Origin of the sequence: Micromonospora sp. MA102 (genome assembly GCF_025460765.1) — a bacterium.
Classification (GTDB): Bacteria; Actinomycetota; Actinomycetes; order Mycobacteriales; family Micromonosporaceae; genus Micromonospora; species Micromonospora halotolerans.
In genome coordinates this window covers 103,074-122,466 of sequence record NZ_JAMWEG010000006.1, presented here as the reverse complement: position 1 = coordinate 122,466, position 19,393 = coordinate 103,074, and the positions used below count along the sequence as shown (strand labels likewise).

At 72.9% G+C, this 19,393-nt stretch carries 19 protein-coding genes; 12 read left to right on the top strand and 7 right to left on the bottom strand.

Annotated features, from left to right (window positions below):
* Positions 1-42 precede the first annotated feature (42 nt).
* The 3 genes from NFX44_RS14410 to NFX44_RS14400 all read right to left on the bottom strand — a co-directional run bounded on the left by NFX44_RS14410 (position 43) and on the right by NFX44_RS14400 (position 3,965).
* A complete protein-coding gene (locus tag NFX44_RS14410) occupies positions 43-2,385 on the bottom strand; it encodes a hypothetical protein (RefSeq protein ID WP_262284049.1) in 2,343 nt (780 codons plus the stop codon).
* Between the two features lie 133 nt (positions 2,386-2,518).
* On the bottom strand, positions 2,519-2,962 hold the full coding sequence (locus NFX44_RS14405; protein WP_262284048.1) for an OsmC family protein: 444 nt from the start codon (positions 2,960-2,962) through the stop codon (positions 2,519-2,521).
* 37 nt (positions 2,963-2,999) lie between these two features.
* Complete coding sequence (locus NFX44_RS14400; RefSeq protein WP_262284047.1) at positions 3,000-3,965, bottom strand: YafY family protein; 966 nt, start codon at positions 3,963-3,965, stop codon at positions 3,000-3,002.
* 90 nt (positions 3,966-4,055) lie between these two features.
* Here NFX44_RS14400 and NFX44_RS14395 point away from each other — a divergent pair, with 90 nt between their 5' ends.
* Positions 4,056-4,574, top strand: a complete 519-nt coding sequence (locus NFX44_RS14395; protein ID WP_262284046.1) for a VOC family protein — start codon at positions 4,056-4,058, stop codon at positions 4,572-4,574.
* A gap of 108 nt (positions 4,575-4,682) precedes the next feature.
* Positions 4,683-5,153: a nitroreductase family deazaflavin-dependent oxidoreductase gene (locus tag NFX44_RS14390; protein WP_262284045.1), complete on the top strand. Its 471-nt coding sequence runs from the start codon at positions 4,683-4,685 to the stop codon at positions 5,151-5,153.
* Between the two features lie 40 nt (positions 5,154-5,193).
* Here NFX44_RS14390 and NFX44_RS14385 read toward each other — a convergent pair whose 3' ends face one another.
* On the bottom strand, positions 5,194-5,517 hold the full coding sequence (locus tag NFX44_RS14385; RefSeq protein ID WP_262284044.1) for a nuclear transport factor 2 family protein: 324 nt from the start codon (positions 5,515-5,517) through the stop codon (positions 5,194-5,196).
* Positions 5,518-5,644: 127 nt separating this feature from the next.
* Positions 5,645-8,881: a S8 family serine peptidase gene (locus NFX44_RS14380; protein ID WP_262284043.1), complete on the bottom strand. Its 3,237-nt coding sequence runs from the start codon at positions 8,879-8,881 to the stop codon at positions 5,645-5,647.
* A 174-nt stretch (positions 8,882-9,055) separates the two neighbouring features.
* Here NFX44_RS14380 and NFX44_RS14375 point away from each other — a divergent pair, with 174 nt between their 5' ends.
* The gene (locus tag NFX44_RS14375; protein ID WP_262284042.1) at positions 9,056-9,556 is read left to right on the top strand and encodes a SigE family RNA polymerase sigma factor; all 501 of its coding nucleotides are present in this window, start codon (positions 9,056-9,058) and stop codon (positions 9,554-9,556) included.
* Complete coding sequence (locus tag NFX44_RS14370) at positions 9,549-10,244, top strand: hypothetical protein (protein ID WP_262284041.1); 696 nt, start codon at positions 9,549-9,551, stop codon at positions 10,242-10,244. The genes NFX44_RS14375 and NFX44_RS14370 overlap by 8 nt, the downstream gene beginning before the upstream one ends.
* Before the next feature lie 10 nt (positions 10,245-10,254).
* On the opposite strand, the gene NFX44_RS14365 is transcribed toward NFX44_RS14370, so the two are convergent.
* Positions 10,255-10,944: a response regulator transcription factor gene (locus NFX44_RS14365; protein ID WP_262284040.1), complete on the bottom strand. Its 690-nt coding sequence runs from the start codon at positions 10,942-10,944 to the stop codon at positions 10,255-10,257.
* Positions 10,941-12,176 carry a sensor histidine kinase gene (locus tag NFX44_RS14360; RefSeq protein ID WP_262284039.1) on the bottom strand — a complete coding sequence of 412 codons (1,236 nt, stop codon included), beginning with the start codon at positions 12,174-12,176 and terminating at the stop codon, positions 10,941-10,943. The genes NFX44_RS14365 and NFX44_RS14360 overlap by 4 nt, the downstream gene beginning before the upstream one ends.
* 223 nt (positions 12,177-12,399) lie before the next feature.
* On the opposite strand from NFX44_RS14360, the gene NFX44_RS14355 reads away from it, so the two are divergent.
* The 8 genes from NFX44_RS14355 (at position 12,400) to sthA (ending at position 19,342) form a co-directional block, all read left to right on the top strand.
* Positions 12,400-12,960 carry a hypothetical protein gene (locus tag NFX44_RS14355; protein ID WP_262284038.1) on the top strand — a complete coding sequence of 187 codons (561 nt, stop codon included), beginning with the start codon at positions 12,400-12,402 and terminating at the stop codon, positions 12,958-12,960.
* 77 nt (positions 12,961-13,037) lie between these two features.
* Positions 13,038-13,652 carry a hypothetical protein gene (locus NFX44_RS14350; RefSeq protein WP_262284037.1) on the top strand — a complete coding sequence of 205 codons (615 nt, stop codon included), beginning with the start codon at positions 13,038-13,040 and terminating at the stop codon, positions 13,650-13,652.
* A gap of 130 nt (positions 13,653-13,782) precedes the next feature.
* Positions 13,783-14,112: a YciI family protein gene (locus NFX44_RS14345; protein ID WP_262284036.1), complete on the top strand. Its 330-nt coding sequence runs from the start codon at positions 13,783-13,785 to the stop codon at positions 14,110-14,112.
* Positions 14,112-15,359, top strand: coding sequence for an RNA polymerase sigma factor (locus NFX44_RS14340; protein ID WP_262284035.1), 1,248 nt, complete (start codon positions 14,112-14,114; stop codon positions 15,357-15,359). Before NFX44_RS14345 ends, NFX44_RS14340 begins: the two co-directional genes overlap by 1 nt.
* 33 nt (positions 15,360-15,392) lie before the next feature.
* Complete coding sequence (locus NFX44_RS14335; protein ID WP_262284034.1) at positions 15,393-16,238, top strand: MOSC domain-containing protein; 846 nt, start codon at positions 15,393-15,395, stop codon at positions 16,236-16,238.
* Positions 16,239-16,364: 126 nt separating this feature from the next.
* A complete protein-coding gene (locus NFX44_RS14330; RefSeq protein ID WP_262284033.1) occupies positions 16,365-17,309 on the top strand; it encodes a sugar phosphate isomerase/epimerase in 945 nt (314 codons plus the stop codon).
* Between the two features lie 156 nt (positions 17,310-17,465).
* A complete protein-coding gene (locus NFX44_RS14325) occupies positions 17,466-17,933 on the top strand; it encodes an MmcQ/YjbR family DNA-binding protein (protein WP_262284032.1) in 468 nt (155 codons plus the stop codon).
* Between the two features lie 5 nt (positions 17,934-17,938).
* Positions 17,939-19,342 (top strand): Si-specific NAD(P)(+) transhydrogenase, encoded by a 1,404-nt coding sequence (sthA, locus tag NFX44_RS14320; RefSeq protein ID WP_262284031.1) that lies wholly within the window; start codon positions 17,939-17,941, stop codon positions 19,340-19,342.
* The last annotated feature ends 51 nt before the right edge of the window (positions 19,343-19,393 follow it).

Below are 19,393 nucleotides of genomic sequence, written 5' to 3'. Positions count from 1 at the left end.
GTGCGGTGGTACGGCGTGCCGGCCCTCCGCCGGCACACCCGGTCACCGCAGCAGGCTCGCGGCCCCGACCACCGCCTGCTTGAAGCTCGCGAGCGCCTCGTCGTAGTTCGCCGTCCGCAGCTGGTCGCGGCCGTCGGCGATCAGACCGGCGATCCTCGCGAGTTCCGTGGTCGACTCCGGGCTGGCCACCTGTGCCCGCGCCAGTTCGGTCCTGGCGATCGATTCGCCGGTGAGCCCGATCTGCTGCAGCTGCGTGCTCGACGACGCGCCCCGCGACTGCGCGGTGAGCAGGTGCGACGTCGCATGCCCGAGCTTGGTGACGGCGGCGACCGCGTTCCCGGCCAGCAACGCGTCCAGGGCACCGTTGCGTGCGGCGCCGCCGTGGTTGCCGATGAGCTCGTCGCGTGCCGAGAGCAGGGCTGACCGCACCGCCGGCGTGGCGGACGGAAGCATGGCGGTGAGCTGGTCGGCGATGTCCTGGATCAGGTCGGCGGGCGGACGGATCACCACCGGAACCGTCGATGTCGCGGGCGCGAACTGGCCGACGCGCTGGGTCTCGACGGTGAGCTGGTAGGTGCCGGCAGGCAGATCCGGCGGAGCGGTGACCGTCGCCGTGCCGGTCGTGTCGGTCGTGGCGATGGCGGTGAACGCCACGACGCCCTCGTGAGTGAGAGTGAACGTCACGCTGGCTCCCGCGACACCGACCCTGGCGTCGTCCTCGGGCGCGAGCCTGGCGGAGAAGGTGGGCGTGGCGCCGGCCGGCGCCAGCGCGAGCACTCCGGCGAGGTCGAGCCGGGTGGTTCTGAGCGCGACCTCGACCGTCAACGGGGAGGTCGTCACGACGGCGGAGTTGGTCTGGCTCCAGCCTCGGATCGCGATGTCGTACGTCCCGACGGCCGCGCCGGCGTCCGGGGTGAGGGTTGTCCGGGCGAGGGCGGTCTCCCCGGCGCAGAGGATCCGCGCGCCCCTGGTCATCGTCCAGCCGGGCGGCAGGTTCACGGGCTCGACGAAGAACGTGTCGCAGCCGGACTCGGCGGTGTTCATGATGGGCACGTCGATCGTCCGGCTGCCCGCCGCGACGGCGCGGACCGGGCCGGCCCGGTCCAGCGGGTAGGTGTCGACCAGGACGCCCGGACCCGGCACGTCGAAGTACGCCCGGATCGTCTCGCCCCTGGGCCCGATCGCACGGACCGCCACACCCGACGGCGTGCCATCGGCCCACTCCCGCGCCATCGTCCGCTGCGGGGTGTCCGGGTCGGAGGGATCCCAGGCGTCCCGGCTCGACCCGCCGTAGTTGTTCGTGGGGGTCGTCGTGCCGTCGGGCAGCATCGGCTCGATCGGCCGCAGACCGTTGGCGACGCCCAACGAGTTGTCGTTGACGCGCCAGATGACGAGCCCGGAGTCACTCGCGCCCTGGTCGTAGGTGCCCGGCGTCCGCTCGCGGTTCTCCACCATGAAGTAGTCGTTCGTGCCGTCGGCGGGGTCGTACAGGATGAAGGAGTCCCCCGTGGTGTCGGCCCGCCGGATGTCGTAGAAGCCGTCGGTCTCCACCACGGCCGGCGTGGTCCAGCCCAGGTGCATCTTCGTCCAGGAATTCGGTGCGAACAGGGTCGTGTCCGGCAGGCTGCAGGTCGGCCCGGCGAAGTCGAGCCGCCCGGCGCCGAAGCCGTAGAGGTCCGCCATGTCGGTCAGGGCGTGGCCGTTCTCGTGGATGATCGTGATCAGGTTGGTCGCGGTGTTGACCAACGGCACCTGCAGGGCGTTCAGGTTGGTGCCGTCCAGCGTGACGGCGGCGACGCCGCTGTTCAGCCCGCAGCCCTGCCCCAGGGGGAGGCTGGGTTCGGCCTCGAGCATGTTGACGATGATCTCCTGGTTGTCGAGTCGGCCGTTCCCGTCGACGTCGTAGGTCGAGTAGTCGAAGAACGGGTCGGCGAGCTCGAGCAACGTCCTGTTGCGCTGCGGGATCGAGCTGGCCAGGAACTGCGCCTTCGTCCCCGGATAGTGCACCTGCACGACACCGTCCTGGGCGATCCCCTGCGACTCCGAGGCCGGGAAGACGAACAGGTCGTTGAACGACAACCGCCGGAAGAAGTCCCCGACGCTCGGAAAGGTGGTGCTGGGGAAGCCGGTGCCGAAGTAGCGCCGGGCCACCGTCGTCGCGTCGAAGCCGCTCGGGTAGTCGACGTCGTCCCAGCGGATGTAGATCACGAGGAGGGCCCGGTCCGCCTGGCCACCGGCATGACTGAACAGGGGCCGGTTCACGTGCGTGGTACCGGGGTGGGAGAAGTCGTGCGGCGGGGAGGGGTACGGCGCGGCCAGCGCCGGCGCAGCGAGGCCGAGGGCGACGACGAGGACCACGAGGAAGGTGCCGGCTCTGCGCATCATGATGGCCTCTGGATGCTGGTGACGACTCTGTCACCATCTCTACGCCCCTGGGAGCGCGGCAGCAATGAACCGTTCGGCCATCGGACGCGGGCTTCCAGGCGGCCGCCTGCACCGCGGGTAACCTGGGGAAACCTCAGTCCTCGACGGAGCCGGCGGCCTCGACGGTCGAGACCGGAGTCCCCAGTTCGACGGTACGGGAGACGGTGCAGAGCCGGTCGTGCGACTGCTGCAGCGATCGGGGCAGCGCCTCGCGCGCCTTGTCGCCGTCGGCGCCCGGCGGAAACGTCACGGTGAACTCGACCTTGAGGTTCTGCATCCGGTTGCCGCCGGCCTCGTCCCGGATCTTGTCGCCCGTGACGTCGACGGTGAACCGGGTCGGTTCGGCGCGGCGGCTCGTGATGTAGTCCACGTCGATCGCGGTGCAGCCGCCGATGGCGGCCAGCAGCAGCTCCACCGGCGTGAAGTCCCCGTCCTCACCCGTGCCCATCGCCATCGACCCGCCGCGGATGTTCCGCGCGACGTACTTCCCCATGCTGGTGCGCTCGATCTCCACCGAGCGGAAGGTGTCCTCACTCATGACAGAAAGCTACCCGGCGTCCGAGCAGCCTGGCGCGCTACCCGGACCGACTGGGTCCGGCCGTGGCGGCCTGGAACAGCGCCGCCGTCGACCGGAGGTGATCGGCCAGCTCCGGCGGGCCGTCGACGTCGAACGGCAGCCCGATCGACGCCAACCGGAGCGCATGCCATTCGAGGGTGTCCGGCGGCGCGAGCCACCGGCAGGTGCCGTCCGGCTGGTCGCTCAGGGTGCCCGGCGGGGGCCCACCCAGCCGGTCCACGACCTGGGCGGCCGGCGCGTGGATCACGACGTCGGCCCGGTACGTCGGGGCCATCCGCATGGTCCGCTCGGCGACGAACGCGGCGACGTCTCCCCCGGGTACGTCCCTCGTGGCCGCCCGGGCACCGGTCGCGGCCACCGCCGTGACCCGGTCCAACCGGAAGGTCCGCCAGTCGTCGCGGTCGAGGTCGAACGCGAGCAGGTACCAGCGCCGGCCCGCCGTGACCAGGGCGCGCGGCTCGACGTGCCGGCCCTCGTCGCGGTGCCGGAACCGCAGCCGTTCGTGGTTGGCGATCGCCGCGGCGGCGGCGACCAGCGCGTCGGGGTCCACCGCCTCCCCGGCGACTGAGAACGGGTGGGTCACAGTGGAGGTGGTCAGCGTGTCGACCCGGCGCCGCAGCCGGGCCGGCAGGACCTGGAGCAGCTTGCCCATCGCGCGCACCGCCGCCTCGTCCACGCCGGTCACCGGCTGCGCCGCGGCCGTGCGCAGCCCGATGGCCACGGCGACCGCCTCGTCGTCCTCCAGCAGCAGCGGCGGCATCGCCGCGCCGGCGGTCAGCCGGTACCCGCCCATCCCGCCCTGCTCGGCGTGCACCGGATAGCCGAGCTCGCGTAGCCGGTCGATGTCGCGCCGCACGGTGCGGCCGGACACCCCGAGTCGCCCCGCCAGTTCACTCCCCGACCACAGCCGGGGGGTCTGCAACAGCGACAGCAGGGAGAGCAGGCGGGCACGCGCGTCGGACATGGCCGCCATTGTGCCGCTCGACTAGGACGGAAACTGACCTATACGCGATCTACGGTGGGCGCAGTTCGCTTCGACACGAGGAGATTCACCATGAGCAGCACCGCACCCGCCGGCTACACGACCGCCGCGCCGTGGATCGTCACCCCGGACACCGGCCAGTTGCTGGACTTCGTCACCGCCGTGTTCGGCGGGGTCGAGCTGGCGCGGGTACGGCTGGAGGACGGGACCATCGGCCACGCCGAGATCCGCGTCGGCGACACCATCCTGCTCGCCTTCGACCAGCAACCGGACTGGCCGGCCATGCCGTCGCTGCTGCGGGTCTTCGTCGCCGACGCCGACGCCGCGACCGAGCGCGCGATCGCCGCCGGAGCCCGCGTGGTCACCGCACCGGCCACCCACGCCTTCGGCCAGCGGGGCGGCCGGGTGCGCGACCCGTTCGGCAACATCTGGTGGATCAGCGCGGTGGTCGAGGACGTCGCACCCGAGGTGGGAATGCGGCGGCTCGCCGAACCCCGGTACGCCGAGGCGATGCGCGACGCGCAGGAGACCCTGGACCGGGAGCTGAGCGGCCGCACCGACAGCGTCGTCAGCCGCCCGTTGATCGGCTGACGCCACACGGGCGCGGTGGACGACCGGTCACCCGACGCCGCCGGTCCGCCCGGTACCGCGGGTGGCGTCCTGTTCGTACCATCGCCGTTGTCGGCGTTGGAGGTCGTCATGTCGGTCGAGGATCGGGCAGGGAAGCCGAAGCTTCCGCCGCGGTGGTTCATCCGGCTGGCCTGGTCGGTGCACCGGGGTCTGTACCGGGCCTTCCGGGGACGGGTCCTCTGGCGGCCGCGGGCCGACCGCTGGGGCACCCTGCGGCTGTCCACGACCGGGCGCCGCACCGGCCAGCAGCGCAGCGTCATCGTCGCGTACCTGGAGGACGGGCCCAATCTGTTCACGCTGGCGATGAACGGCTGGGGTGAGGGCGAGCCCGCCTGGTGGCTCAACCTGCAGGCGCATCCGGAGGCGGCTGTCGACCTGGTCGGCGGGCGGCGGCTCGTCCGCGGGCGCGCCGCGACGGGCGACGAGCGGTCGCGGCTGTGGGCCCGCTGGCGCGAGATTGAGGCGAACCTCGACGCGCAGGCGGCGCTCCGGTCGTCCGAGACCGCCGTGGTGGTCCTGGAACCCCGCCCCGCCGGGTAGGAACGGCTGAGCTCGACACCCACCCCGGGGCGGGCGGCGGTCAGTCGAACTGGACGATCAGCTCGGCGACCCGGCCGCCGCTGTAGCCGAGCGTCAGTGTGCCGGTGCCGCCGCGCGACCAGGCGAAGGTGATGACGTCGCGGTCGCCGTCGGAGCGGATGCCGTTGACCCGGATGGTGTCGTCGGGCGGCTGTTCGGCGTAGGCGATCGCGATGGCGTCGCGTCCCCGCTGTGGTCCGACGGCCCGCCCGACGAAGGTCATGATCGCGTGGGGATGCAGGGCGTCGAGGAACGGCGCCCAGTCACCGCTGGTGACCGCGGTGTTGAAGCGCGCGACGTGGGCTCTGGCCGCTGCCTCCGTCATGGCCGTCACGGTACGGCAGGTGGGCCTCGGACGGCGCCCACGGAACGCGCTCGGGGATGCGGCTGATCAGCGGAGGCAGGGTCCGGGGCGGCGCCGTCACGGCCGCCGCCCCGGACCCGGACGGGAGTCAGGCGATCCGGTAGGCCCGCTGGATCGTCTGGGTCACCGAGTTGCCGGCGGTGTCGGTGGCCGTCAGGCGCAGCGAGACGAAGCCGGGCCGTCGCGGGTGCTTGACGAGGGCGACATCCCGGTGCACCGGCAGCGTGACCCACGTCCGCCCGTCGTCGAACGAGGCCGACACGGCGAGCGTCCGGTTGGGTGCGGCCGTGGAGCCCGCCAGCCGGTCCAGTGCCACGGGCAGGGCCATCGTCGTGCCGGCCCGGGCCGTGTTCGTGTCGTCGAGGTCGGGCATCGGCCGGGCCGTCGTCAGGGGCAGCCGTTCCGGCGTGGCGGTGTGGGCCGAGGTGAAGGTCCACGCCACGGAGACCGACGTCGACAGGGTGTCCGGCGCGCCGCGGGTGACCGTCGCCTCCAGGCGGTAGGTGGCTCTGCCGGGAGGCACCGGGAAGTCCGCGTACGGGCTGTCCGCGGTGGCGATCTCCGTCCCGTCGCGGGACAGCCGGAGGTGGACCGCCAGGTCGTCGCGGCTGGCGGGGCGGCCGGTCGCGTCGCCGAACAGGGGCGGCGACGCCACCGAGATGGTGTCGCCGTCACGGCCCGCGTACGCCAGCGGCGCCAGGGCCGGGGCGCGGCCCATCGTGGGCCCGAAGGGGGCGGCGTTCCAGGTCTGGGTGTACGTCCTGCCCGGCGTGAAGGTGGACTCCTCGGTGGTGAGGTTGTCGCCCTCGACGAACGTGGACGTCCAGACGATGCCGCCGTCGGTGTTGTAGTACTCGGTGGCCCGGAACGGCAGGTCGAACGACGTGCTCGAACCGACCGGCCCCGGGCCGTCGGGCGACGCCGCGCGGTGGAACCGGACGGCGGTCGCCGTGCTGGACTGACTCCGGTAGGTCGCCTTCACGGTGGCGAGGTTCTTCGGCGACAGCGTCCGGGCGAGGCCGGTGAACATGTCGCCCTGGCGGACGTACGCGAGGTCGTACGTGTAGGGGCTGTTCCGGAAGCTCCGGTCGGGCCCCGGGCGGGCGAGCCCGACCCCCAGCGTCGCGGTGAACTCGGGGGCCGCCACGGCGGGGCCGATCCGGCCGAAGAAGATCTCCCCGAACGACACCCCGCTGAGCTGGACGCCGGGGTAGCGAAGTCCGTCGTTCCAGTTCGCGCTCACGTTGATCGAAACCGGGGCGGCGTCCCGCTGGGGCACGGTGAGCGCGATCGGCTTGGCGGTACGGGCGTCGAGCGCCTCGGTGACCGGGCCGTGCACGTCCAGGACCGGCTGCACGAGCAGGGTCGACACGTCGCCCTCGTGGATGGTGCTGTACAGCGCGTACCGGCCCTTGGGCAGCCGCAGGATCCCACCGCCCGGCTGACCGGCCAGGGTGGTGAACTCGCCCGTGGTCAGGTTCGCCGCCACGGTCTGGTACTCGGTGGCCGGTCCGCCGTCGCGTCCGGTCTGGTCGATGCGGACGTCGTAGCTCTCGATCTCGCGGTTGAGCGCGAACGGCGTCCGTACCCGCAGGTCGCCGGCGCCGGTGGCGACCAGCGCGCCCTGGTAGACGCCGTCGGCGGCGTCCACCCGGGTGTCCACGGTGATCGTCGCCTCGGCGCGGCCGCCGGCCGGCACCATCAGGTTGGCCGGGCTGACGGTGACCATCCCGGCCGGCGCCGAGGCGATGCTCAGCGCCAGGGTGGCCGGCGCGGTGCCCGTGTTGCGGTAGCCGACGACCTGGGTGAACGGGGTGTCGTCGGCGTGGGGCCAGCGCTGGACCGGGAAGTCGATGGCGCCGACCTCCGCGGCGATGGGCTGGGCGACGGCGCGGCCGATGTCCACCCGGCCGACGCCCACCTCGTAGAGGGTGTTCTCGGCGGCCGGCTGGGCCGAGTCCATGAGGGCGGCCTTGAGCTGCGGCCCGGACCAGTCGGGATGCTGTCCGGCGAGGATCGCGGCGGAACCGGCCACGTGCGGAGTCGCCATCGAGGTGCCCGACATGGAGGCGTAGTCACCGCCGGGGGCTGCCGCCACGATGTCCACGCCCGGCGCGCTGATCTCCGGCTTGATGTGGTTGTCGCCGAGGCGGGGACCCTTGCTGGAGAAGTAGGCCCGCTGGTCGTCGGCGTCGACGGCGGCGACCGCGAGGGCGTCGTCCGCGGTGGCCGGCGAGGAGACCGACTTCGGCTTCCCCTCATTGCCGGCGGCGACCACGAAGAGCGTGCCGTACCGGGTACTCAGGTCCTGGACCGCGGTCTCCAGCGGGTCGAGACCGGGGGTGTCGGTGCCGCCCACGCTCAGGTTGACGACCCGGGCCATGGGCGCGGCCCACTGCATGGCCGTGATGATGTCCGAGTCCTGGCAGTCGTAGGTGGCGCAGACCTTGCCGACGAGCAGCTTCGCGCCCGGGGCCACGCCGCGGGACCTGCCGCCGGAGGCGGCTCCGCTGCCGACGATGGTCGAGGCCACGTGGGTGCCGTGACCCACGTTGTCGGCGGGATCGTTGCCGCCGGTGAAGTCCCGAACCTCCGCGAGGTGTCCGGCGAAGTCGGGGTGGTTGGCGTCGATTCCGGTGTCCAGGACCCCGACGGTGACGCCGGTGCCGTCGAAGCCGGCCTGCCAGGCCGCGGGCGCACCGATGTGCGGCACGCTGTGCTCCAGGGACACCCGGCGCTTGCCGTCCAGCCAGACGTGGGTGACCCCGGCGGCGAGGGTCCGTTCCGACGGCGTGCCGCGGGTGAGTGACGACCAGAGCGTGACCCGGTCGTCGATGTCCGCGCGCACGGCGAGGGCGTGGGCGGCGGGCAGGTCGGCCCGCACCCGCCCGGCACCCCCGACGGTGGCGGACCGCGCCTGCGCCGCGGCGTCCTCCGGGTACGCGACCAGCAGCGGCAGTTCCGGCGTCCGGTCGTCGTAGCCGAACTCGCCGAGCGTGGTGAGGTCGAACAGCCGCCGGTCGAGTCGACCGTCGTGCAGCAGCGGCACCGCGTCCACCGGGACGACGTACTGGTGGCCCCCTTCCCGGGTGCTCACGAACCGCATGTCCGCCCGCCCGGGTGCCCGCTGGATGTCGGGGCGGCCGTCCGCGCCCAGCGACACCCGGTCCCCGGTGATCAGGGTGAAGGTGCCGCCCGTGCTCGTGCCCGAGGCCGTGGGCGCGGGCCTCTCCTGCGCGTCCGCGGAAGGGGCCGTCAGGCCCGCCACCGCCAGCGCGGTCGCGAGCACCCCCGCCGTCAGGGCGCGTCGTTGCCGTCGTCGCACATCGTCCTCTCCGCCCCGGGCCTCTCCCGGGACGGCACGATGACGCCTGGTCGGGCCGACGGGTTGATCATCCCCCCTGTGATCGTGGTCACAATCTCGGCCCGTGCGGCGCGACCCGGCAACGCTCCCCTGTTGCATGCCGCGGTGACGGTACGAGGCTCGGGGGCAGGCCAGATGGGTGACGCCGAAGAGTTCGACGCCCTCTACGCGGCCTGCGCGGGACGGATCGTCGGTCACGTCTACATGCTGACCGGCAACCGCGGCGAGGCGGAGGACGCCGTCGCCGAGGCCTTCATGCGGGCCTGGCAGCGCTGGCGGACCGTGCGGGAGGCGGACAGCCCGGAGGCCTGGGTCCGCCGGGTCGCCTCCCGGATCGCGGTGAGCAGCTGGCGCAAGACCTTCAACCGGATCCGCGCGCACCGCCGGGCCGCGGCCGACCAGATCGTGCCCGGGCTCAACGAGGACCACGTCGCCCTGCTGCAGGCGCTGCGGCGGCTGAACGCCAACCAGCGCCGCGCCCTGGTGCTCTACCACCTGAACGATCTCAGCGTCGCCGAGGTGGCCGCCGAGATGCGGGCGCCCGTCGGAACCGTCAAGACATACCTCGCCCGAGGCCGGAGAGCGATGGCGCAGATGCTGACCGAGACGTACCCCGAGGAGACCCACCATGGCTGATCCTCGCGACGACCTCAGGGCGATCGCCGACGGAGTCCGGCGTGTCACGACGCTGCCGCCGGCAGAGAGCCTGCGCCGTCGCAGCGACCGGCGGCGGCGCCGCACCGCGGTCACCGGGGCGGCGTTGACCGTGCTGGTGGCGGCCGCCGGCACCGCCCTGCTGCAGACGCGGGACCACGTCGAGACACCGGACGAGCCTGCCGGCCCGGTGGGCTCGGTGGGCCCGGCGCCGGCGTCGGTCGTGCCGTCCGGGACCGCCTCGACGGAACAGGAGATCCTCGGCGGCCGGCGGCAGACCCTGATCGTGGTGCCCGGCATGGGCGGGGCCGCGCTCGCCGTCGACCGGGACGGCGACCGGGTCCGGGCCACCACCGAGCAGGGCATCGACGCCCGGGCCGTGTGGGTGCTGCGCCCCGCGGGCGACAAGTTCCAGATCATGCTGGCCACGCCGGGCGCCGCCGGCCGGGTCTGCATGACCGTCGTGCACGACGCCGCGCCGGGCAGCGTCCGCGCACGGGAGTGCGACCCCGCCGAGCAGAAGCAGCTCTTCAGGATCGAGAAGGTCCCGGACGGGACGTACTCGCTCTTCCAGGGTCGGCGCTACGTCCAGACCGTCGACGGCACCAACGCCCTGGTTCCGGACCTGCCCGAGGGCCTGACCACCACCTACGAGTTCGTCGCACGGTGACCGGCACGCCTCATCCGGGAGGCGGGACCGGGCCGGCACCGGGGTTGACGAGGCCGGACTCGTACGCGAGGACGACCAGCTGAACGCGGTCGCGGGCGTCCAGCTTCGACAGCAGGTTGCTGACGTGGGTCTTCGCCGTTGCCCGGCTGATGTGCAGGACGTGCGCCAACTCGGCGTTCGACCGGCCGGCCGCGACCTGCACGAGCACCTCGCGTTCCCGCTGCGTGAGCCCGGCCAGAGCGGCCGGCGCCGGCGGCCGGGGCGGGACGGCGCTCCGGACGAATTCGGTGATCAACCGGCGGGTGAGGGTGGGCGTGAGCAGCGCCTCCCCGGCGGCCACCACCTTGATCGCCTCGATGAGATGCTCGGGCGGGGTGTCCTTGAGGACGAAGCCGCTGGCTCCCGCGCGCAGCGCCTCGAACACGTACTCGTCGCGGTCGAAGGTGGTCACCACGAGCACCCGGGTGGTGGACGCCGAATCGTCGTGCGCGATGCGCCGGGTGGCTTCCAGGCCGTCCATGGTGGGCATGCGGATGTCGATCAGCACCACGTCGGGCCGCAGGGCGTGCACCATCCGGATGGCCTGCGCGCCGTCGGCGGCCTCGCCCACCACGGCCAGGTCAGGGTCGGAGTCGACCAGGACCCGGAACCCGGCCCGGATGAGAGCCTCGTCGTCCACCACCAGCACCCGGACGCTCATCGGTCCGCTCCACGCTCGGGCTCCACGGACACCGGGAACCGCACGGACACCTGGAAACCACCGTCGCGGCGCAGCCCCGTCTCGGCCGTGCCGCCGAACAGCGCCGCGCGCTCCCGGATACCGACCAGGCCCCATCCCGGTTCCCCGGCCTGCCGCCCCTCGCCATCCCGGGATCCGTCGTCGGAGACCTCGACCAGCAGCACCTCGTCGGCGTACGAGACGACCACCCGGGCGCGGGTGCGGCCCGCGTGTTTGACGACGTTGGTCAGGGCCTCCTGGACGATCCGGTAGACGGTCAGCTCCAACGCCGACGGCAGGACGGGTGGCAGCTCGGCCCGCTCCAGCGTCACCTCGACCCCCGAGGACGTCACCTCGGCCACCAGCGCGGGGAGGTCGGCCAGCGTGGGCGCCGGGGCGGTGTGGCCCTCACCGCGGACCGCGCCGAGCAGCCGGCGCACCTCGCCGAGAGCCTTGCGACTGACCGTCTCGATCTCGGCCAGGGCCGTGCGGGCCTCGTCGGGCCGGGTGTCGAACAGCAGGCGCCCGATGCCCGACCGTACGGCGATGACGCTGAGATTGTGCGAGATCACGTCGTGGACCTCCCGGGAGACCCGGACCCGCTCCTCGGCGATGGCGAGCCGGGTGCGCTCGGCCAGCTCCCGGCGTTGCCAGACGGCCATTTCGGTGCGGAAGGCGCGGCGGGTGCGCACCGTGTCGCCGACCAGCCAGCCGACCGCCGCCGCGACCACGTGGACGGCGTTCTCCTGACCGCCGTGCAGCCAGGTCGCCACCCACGCGGAGCAGAAGGTCGCGGCGACCACGCCGGCCAGGGCTCCGAGCGAGACCCGCCGGCTCATCCGGTCGGCCACGGTGTACATGGCCAGGCCCACGGCGGGCCCGGCGTTGCTGCCGAACGGGGTGTACCCGATGCCGAGGAGGCTGGCGGTCACCGCGCACGCCACCGTGATCGCGAGGACCGGCACGGGCCGCTGTCGCCGGAAGGCCAGCGGAAGCGAGGCGCCCGCGCCCAGGGCCAGGATCGCCAGCGGCGGATCGTCGCCGGGGCGGGCGCCGAGCAGCTGCGGCCCGGTCAGGCCCACCAGGAGTGCCACCGCGACGACGGTGTCGACGCGTTGCCAGGCCACCGGCCCGAGTCCGCGGAGCAGCAGCGCCGCCTTCCCGGCCAGCGGCAGCGCCACCGTCGGTGCGTCCCTGAGATCGCTGTGGCTCATGCCGCGACGGTACCCGCGCGGGGAGCGCCGGCCATCGATCGTCGGGCCGGGTCACGCCTCCGCCTCCAGGCGTAGCCGGGCGATCCCGTCGGGCGCTCGGCCGATCCCGTTTTCCGGGCTCGCCGCCGATGATCCGCGGCCGGCGCCGCCACGAGCATGGTGGTTGTCCGGTGGAGGCGTCAGCGCCGCCCTCGAAACGTGACCTGTCGAGTCGGGAGATCCCATGTGGCCAGCCAGCACCACCACGTCGCCGCACCACCCACCCTCCGGCCAGGGCGGCCGGACGGACCGGCGCGGCAGGATCGCCGCCGTGCTGGGTTACCAGGCGTACGCCGTCGTGGCGTTGCCCGTGACCATCCTCGGGCTCGTCTGCGGGCCGTTCGGCGCCGCCGCGTTCACGGGCCGGATTTCGCGCGAGCTGGCGACGCGGCTGCTCCGCGTCCAGGTCGGCGCACCGCGCGGGGCGGACGCCCGGGTGCCCGTGCGGTACCGCCTGGTCGCGCTGCCCTTCGAGATCGTGTCCTTCGCGCTGCTGGCCCCGGCGTGGGCCGTCTTCATCGCGCGCGGAGTGCTCTACCCGATCTTCGGCGCGGATCATCTCGCCCAGTCGTGGGGCGGGCCGAGTCTGCCCGGCGCGTGGCTCGCCCATTTCCTTCAGGGGCCACCGCTGCTGCTGATCATCACCGCCGTCCTGTGGCCGGTCCGGAAACGCCAGGTCCGCACCGCCGGCAGACATCTCTCTGCAGAGGCGTCTCACCACCGCCGCCGCTCGGCACGGGACTGAGACCGTCGCCGATGGCTGCCAGACTGCAGACCGGAGCGGTGTGCCGGGCGGCACCGGGTCGCGGAGGAGGCAGCGTGATGTTTCGCCGATCGGAGCGACCGGACGTCGCCGCGCTCAGGGCGAGGTTCCTCGCCAACCGGGAGAAGGTCAGGTCGTGGATCGGCGGTTGGGACTGCCCCGAGGTCGAGTGGCCCGAATTCGCCGAGATCCCGCTCCCCTGGGTGGTGCGGCGGGCGGATGAGCGGATGTGGCTGGAGCGGCACGCCCCGTTCCTGGACGAGTACGCGTGGATCCTGGAGGCCCGGCCGGTGGCGCAGGGGGTCAGCCAGGTCGTCGCGCACTGGCAGTTCGGCGAGGGACACCGGTTCGACCGCCTGGATGTCGAGTTCCGGAGCGTCGCCGATCCGCCGTACCTTGCGGAGAAACTCGCCCTGGCGGCGCACGCCGCCGATCTGCAGGGCTGGCGGGAGGCGGACCTGCAGGGTGTGTACGCCTGGCTCTTCGAGGGGATCGACAGCCGCCCGATGGGTGAGATGGTGCGGGGGCAGCAGCGGAGCGGGTTCATCCTGTTCCAGCTCACCCGTTGGCCGCACAGCAGGACCGAGATCAATGTACGCCTGCGGATGACCCTGACCGACACGGCTCTGGACGGCACTCCGTTGACCAGCACGGGCGAGACGCCTCCGGCGTGAGACCGGAGACCGCCGGCGCACCGGAATCCGTCAGGATTCTCGGTGGAACGTGTCGGATCGAGGCGGCGGCGTTCGTAGCAGGGGTGAGGCGCCCCGACGGGCGGACACCGGACGACAGGAGATGACCCCGATGGCGCAGTACCTGATTTCCGTGCTCCACGACACGACCGACCTCGCCACCGCGGAGGAGATGGCCGCGATCGACGCCTTCAACACGCAGCTCCAGGCCGACGGCCACTGGGTCTTCGCCGGCGGTCTGGCGGCGCCCGGCACGGCCACCGTCGTCGACGGCCGGCACGGGGAGCCGGTGTTCACCGACGGGCCGTATGTGGAGTCGAAGGAACATGTCATCGGCTTCTGGATCATCGAGGCTCCCCACCTCGACCTGGCGCTCCGGCTCGCCGCCCTGGGGTCCAGGCACTGCAACCGTAGGGTCGAGCTCCGACCGTTCCTGGGTTGATGAGCGACGTCGGCGAGCTGATCACCCAGGTCCATCGCGCGGAGTGGGCCCGGGTGGTCGCGACCCTGGCCGGGCGCTTCGGCGACCTCGACATCGCCGAGGAGATGGCCGCCGAGGCGTTCGCGACCGCCGTCGAGCGCTGGCCGGTCGACGGGGTCCCGCCGAGTCCGGGCGCGTGGCTCACGACCACCGCGCACCGCAAGGCCATCGACCGGCTCCGGCGCGAGGTCAGGCGCGAGGAGAAGCACAGGGAGGCGCTGATGCTGTCCGCCGCCGCCGAGCCGCTCGGCGCCATCGACGACGATCGGCTCCGCCTCGTCTTCACCTGCTGCCACCCCGCACTCGCCATGGAGGTACGGATCGCGCTGACCCTGCGGATGGTCGGCGGGCTCACCGTGCCCGAGATAGCCCGCGCGTTCCTCGTCCAGGAGACCGCCATGAGCCGGCGGATCACCCGCGCGAAAGCGAAGATCAAGGCGGCGAGGATCCCCTACGGCGTGCCGTTGCGTGAGGACCTCCCGGCCCGGGTCACCGGGGTGCTGGCCGTCCTCTACCTGATCTTCAACGAGGGCTACCTGGCCTCGGACCCCGGGAAGGAGGCGGTCCGCGCCGACCTGACCGCCGAGGCGATCCGGCTGACCCGACTCGTCCGTGCCCTGATGCCGGCGGACGGCGAGGTCTCCGGACTCCTGGCGCTGATGCTCCTGACGGAGGCCCGGCGGGCCGCGCGGGTGTCGGCGAGCGGTGAACTCGTCACCCTCGCCGAACAGGACCGCGGCGCCTGGGACCGCGAGCTGATCGCCGAGGGCCACGCCCTGCTCCGCGCGCGCCTCGCCTCCGGCCAGGCGCCGGGGCGTTACCAGATCCTCGCCGCGATCAACGCCCTCCACACCGACGCCCCCGATGTCCGCGACACCGACTGGTCGCAGGTCGTCGCGCTCTACGACCAGTTGGTCCGCCTCGACCCCTCGCCGATCGTGCGGCTCAACCGGGCGATCGCGGTCGCCGAACTCGACGGTCCGGAGGTCGCCCTGGCGGAGGTGAACGGTCTGCCGCTGGACGGCTACCACGCCTTCCACGCCACCCGGGCGGACCTCCTGCGCCGGCTGGGCCGCAGCGAGGAGTCGCGGGCCGCGTACGACCGGGCCATCGGGCTGGCCGGCAACACCGCCGAGGTGGCGTACCTCGTCCGTCGCCGCGACCAGCTGGCCCGGGGCGTGGACCGCCCATCCGATGAGCGGTCGTAGCGGCCGCGCGCCGCGTCGTGTCATCCTGGCCGGATGCGGGTCGCCTCGCTTCACACGTACCCCGTGAAGGGGTGCCGCCGGATGGACCGCGACACGGTGCGGGTCGAGCCGTGGGGCCTGGACGGCGACCGGCGCTGGCTGATCGTGGACGACCACGGGGTCGGCCTGACCCAGCGCGAGCACCGGGAACTGGTGACCGTGCGGGCGGTGTCCCGGCCGGGCGGGCTGACCCTGGACGCGCCGGGGCTGTCCCCGCTCGATCTGGCCGAACCGGCCGGCGGCGCGGCGATCCGGGTCCGGGTGTTCCGGGGGCGGCCACCCGCGCCGGCACGCGCCGCGGGCCCCGAGGCGGACGACTGGCTCCACCGGCTGCTGCGTCGCGCCGCCCGGCTGGTCTGGCTCGGCGACCCGGCCGGCAACCGCGTTCCCTGGCCGGTTCCGGCCGGCACCGGCGCCGAACTGAGCTTCGCCGACGGCACCCCGCTGCTGCTGGCCACCACCGCGTCGCTGGACGCGTTCAACGGCTGGCTGCGGGAGTCGGGCAGCCCCGAGGGCCCGCTGCCGATGAGCCGGTTCCGCCCCAACCTGGTGGTCAGCGGTGCCGCGCCATGGGCGGAAGCCGGGTGGGTCGGCCGGCGGATCAGGATCGGCGGGGCCGAGTTCCACGGCGTCGACGAGTGTGACCGCTGTCTGGTCGCGACGATCGACCAGGAGACCGGGGAGCGGGGGCGGGAGCCGCTCCGGATGCTCGCCGCCCGGCGGAACGTCGGCCAGAAGCTCCTCTTCGGTCTGCAGATGGTGGTGCGGGCCGAACCGGGCGGGTCCTCCCCCGCGGGTCGTACGGTCAGCGTCGGTGACGCCGTCGAGGTGCTGGACTGACCAACCACTTTCGTCGCACCGAGGCGAAAGTCTCGCCGCCATCGATGAAAGCTATGGACATTCGCAATTCCCTTTTGTAGCGTCGGCCACGTACACGATGCGCGTAACCCTCGACAAGGAGACGCCATGTGTTACGGACATGATGGGATGGCCGCGCTGCGGCGCTCCGTCGACCGGCGCAGCCTGCTGCGCGGCTCGCTGGCCACCCTCGCCGGCATCGGGCTCGCGTCCTCCGGCATCGGCGCGACGGCCGCGGCCGCCACCGGTCACGAGACCGGGCGGGGCCACGTGCCCCCGGGCCTGATCAGCATTCAGCTCTGGACGGTGCGCGACGCCCTGTCGGGTCCGCCCGGCTACGACGCCACCCTCGCCCACCTCGCCCGGATCGGGTACCCGCGCGTGGAGCTGGCGCTCGGCTACTTCGGGCGCACCGCCGCCCAGCTGCGCCGGTTCCTCGACGGCATCGGCATCAGGGCCAGCTCGAGCCACGACGGGATCAGCGCCAGTCCCGCCGAGCTGGAGCAGAAGATCGAGAACGCGGTCACCCTGGGGCAACAGTTTCTGGTGGTGCCGTACCTGTACTCCGAGAACGCGGACGAGTGGAAGCGCTGCGCCGAGCAGATGAACGTGGAGGCCGCCGCGGCGAGGGCGGCCGGCCTGCGCTACGGCTACCACAACCACGCCCACGAGTTCACCATCGACCTCGGCAACGGCCGGCGTCCCTGGGACGTGCTGACCGGGGAACTCGACCCCCGGCTCGTCCACCTGGAGGTCGACCTCTACTGGGCGGTCACCGGCGGCATCAACTCCGGCGACGGGGTCGCGGACCCCGAGGGCTTCACGCTCGACGTCATCCGCTCGGCGCCGCAGCGCGTCCTGCAGTACCACGTCAAGGACCGGGACGGGTCCACCGGCGACATGGCCGACCTCGGCACCGGGACCATCGACTTCGCCCGGATCTTCCGGAAGCACTCCGTGCTCGAGTACATCGTCGAGAACGACACGCCGGACGTGACGCCGCAGCAGACCGCCGAGGTCGGTTACCGCTACCTGCGCGGGCTGCGGTTCTGACCCGCGCAGTGCCGCCGGACACCGGAGCCGACGTCCGGTTCGACGGGAGCCCGCCGATCGTCGGCCCCGGTGTCCGGCACCCACCGCCCGCGCCGGCGACCGGTCGGGCACGGCGACCGCGCGGAACTGTCGGAGGGACGGCGTAGCGTCCCGCGCGTGACCGATCCCGGCGACGTCCCACCCGAGATCCTCGACCGACTCCGGCCCGTCTGCCTCGGCCTGCCGGAGACCTACGAGGAACCGGCGTGGGTGGGCACCCGGTGGCGGATCCGCAAGCGGACCTTCGCCCACGTGACCACCGTCGGCCCCGACCACCAGGCCGCCCGCGCCGCCGCGAGCGACGAGCCGATCTGCGTGCTCACGTTCCGCTCCCCCGGCGACGAGATCGCCGGGCTGCTCGCCGGCGGGCACCCGTTCTTCAAGCCCGACTGGGGGGCCGACGTCGTCGGCATGGTGCTCGACGACCGGACCGACTGGGACGAGGTCGGCGAACTGCTCACCGAGAGCTACTGCGTCCGGGCACCGAAGAAGCTGGCCGCGCTGGTCGACCGGCCGGCCGAGCCGTCGGGCCCGGGACAGCCGTCGGGCAGCTCTGGCGCGGGCCGGCACATGCTGCCAGGCTGACGACTGTGTACGACTACGACCTGCTGGTGCTGGGCTCCGGACCGAGCGGTCAGAAGGCCGCGATCGCCGCGGCCAAGCTGGGCCGGCGGGTCGGCATCGTGGACCGCCGCGACATGATCGGCGGGGTGTGCATCAACACGGGCACCGTCCCGTCGAAGACGCTGCGCGAGGCCGTCCTCTACCTCACGGGCCTGAACCAGCGCGACCTCTACGGCAGCAGCTACCGGGTCAAGGAGGAGATCACGGTCAGCGACCTGGCCGCCCGGACCCAGCACGTGATCAGCCGGCAGACGGACGTCATCCGCAACCAGTTGGCCCGCAACCGGGTCGCGATGATCACCGGCACCGGCCGGTTCGCCGACGCGCACGCGGTCTGGGTCGACGGCGGCTCCGGCCGGGAGTCCCGGGTCACCTTCGACAAGATCGTCATCGCCGCCGGCACCCGGCCGGCCCGCCCGGACAGCGTCGACTTCGACGACCGGACCATCGTGGACTCCGACGGGGTCATCAACCTCCAGGCCGTGCCCCGCAGCATGGTCGTGGTCGGCGCCGGCGTGATCGGCATGGAGTACGCGTCCCTGTTCGCCGCGCTCGGCACCAAGGTGACCGTGGTGGAGCGCCGCGACCGGATGCTCGACTTCTGCGACGAGGAGATCGTCGAGTCGCTCAAGTACCACCTGCGGGACCTGTCCGTGACGTTCCGCTTCGGCGAGGAGGTCGCCGCGGTGGAGAAACACCAGACCGCCGCGCTGTGCGTCCTGAAGAGCGGCAAGAAGATCGTCGCCGACACGGTCATGTACTCGGCCGGCCGCCAGGGCCAGACCGACGACCTGGCGCTGGAGGCGGCCGGGCTGGCGGCGGACCACCGGGGCCGCATCCAGGTCGACGCGACCTACCGCACGGCGGTCGACAACATCTACGCGGTCGGCGACGTCATCGGCTTCCCGGCACTGGCGTCCACGTCCATGGAGCAGGGCCGGCTGGCCGCGCAGCACGCCTGCGGCGAGCCGGTGCGCGCCATGCCCGAGCTGCAACCGATCGGCATCTACACGATCCCCGAGATCAGCTTCGTCGGGAGGACCGAGGAGGAGTTGACCGACAGCTCGACCCCGTTCGAGGTGGGCATCGCCCGCTACCGCGAGCTGGCCCGCGGCCAGATCGTGGGTGACTCGTACGGCATGTTGAAGCTGCTCGTCTCGCCGGGCGACGGGCGGCTGCTCGGCGTGCACGTGTTCGGCACCGGGGCCACCGAGATCGTCCACATCGGGCAGGCGGTGATGGGCTGCGGGGGCACCGTCGACTACCTGGTGGACGCGGTGTTCAACTACCCGACGCTGGCCGAGGCGTACAAGGTGGCGGCGCTGGACGCCGCCAACAAGATCCGCAACATCACCCGGATCGACGGCTGACGGATCCGCCGGGGGCGGACGGCCACGCCCGTGACAAATGTCAGCGGCGCC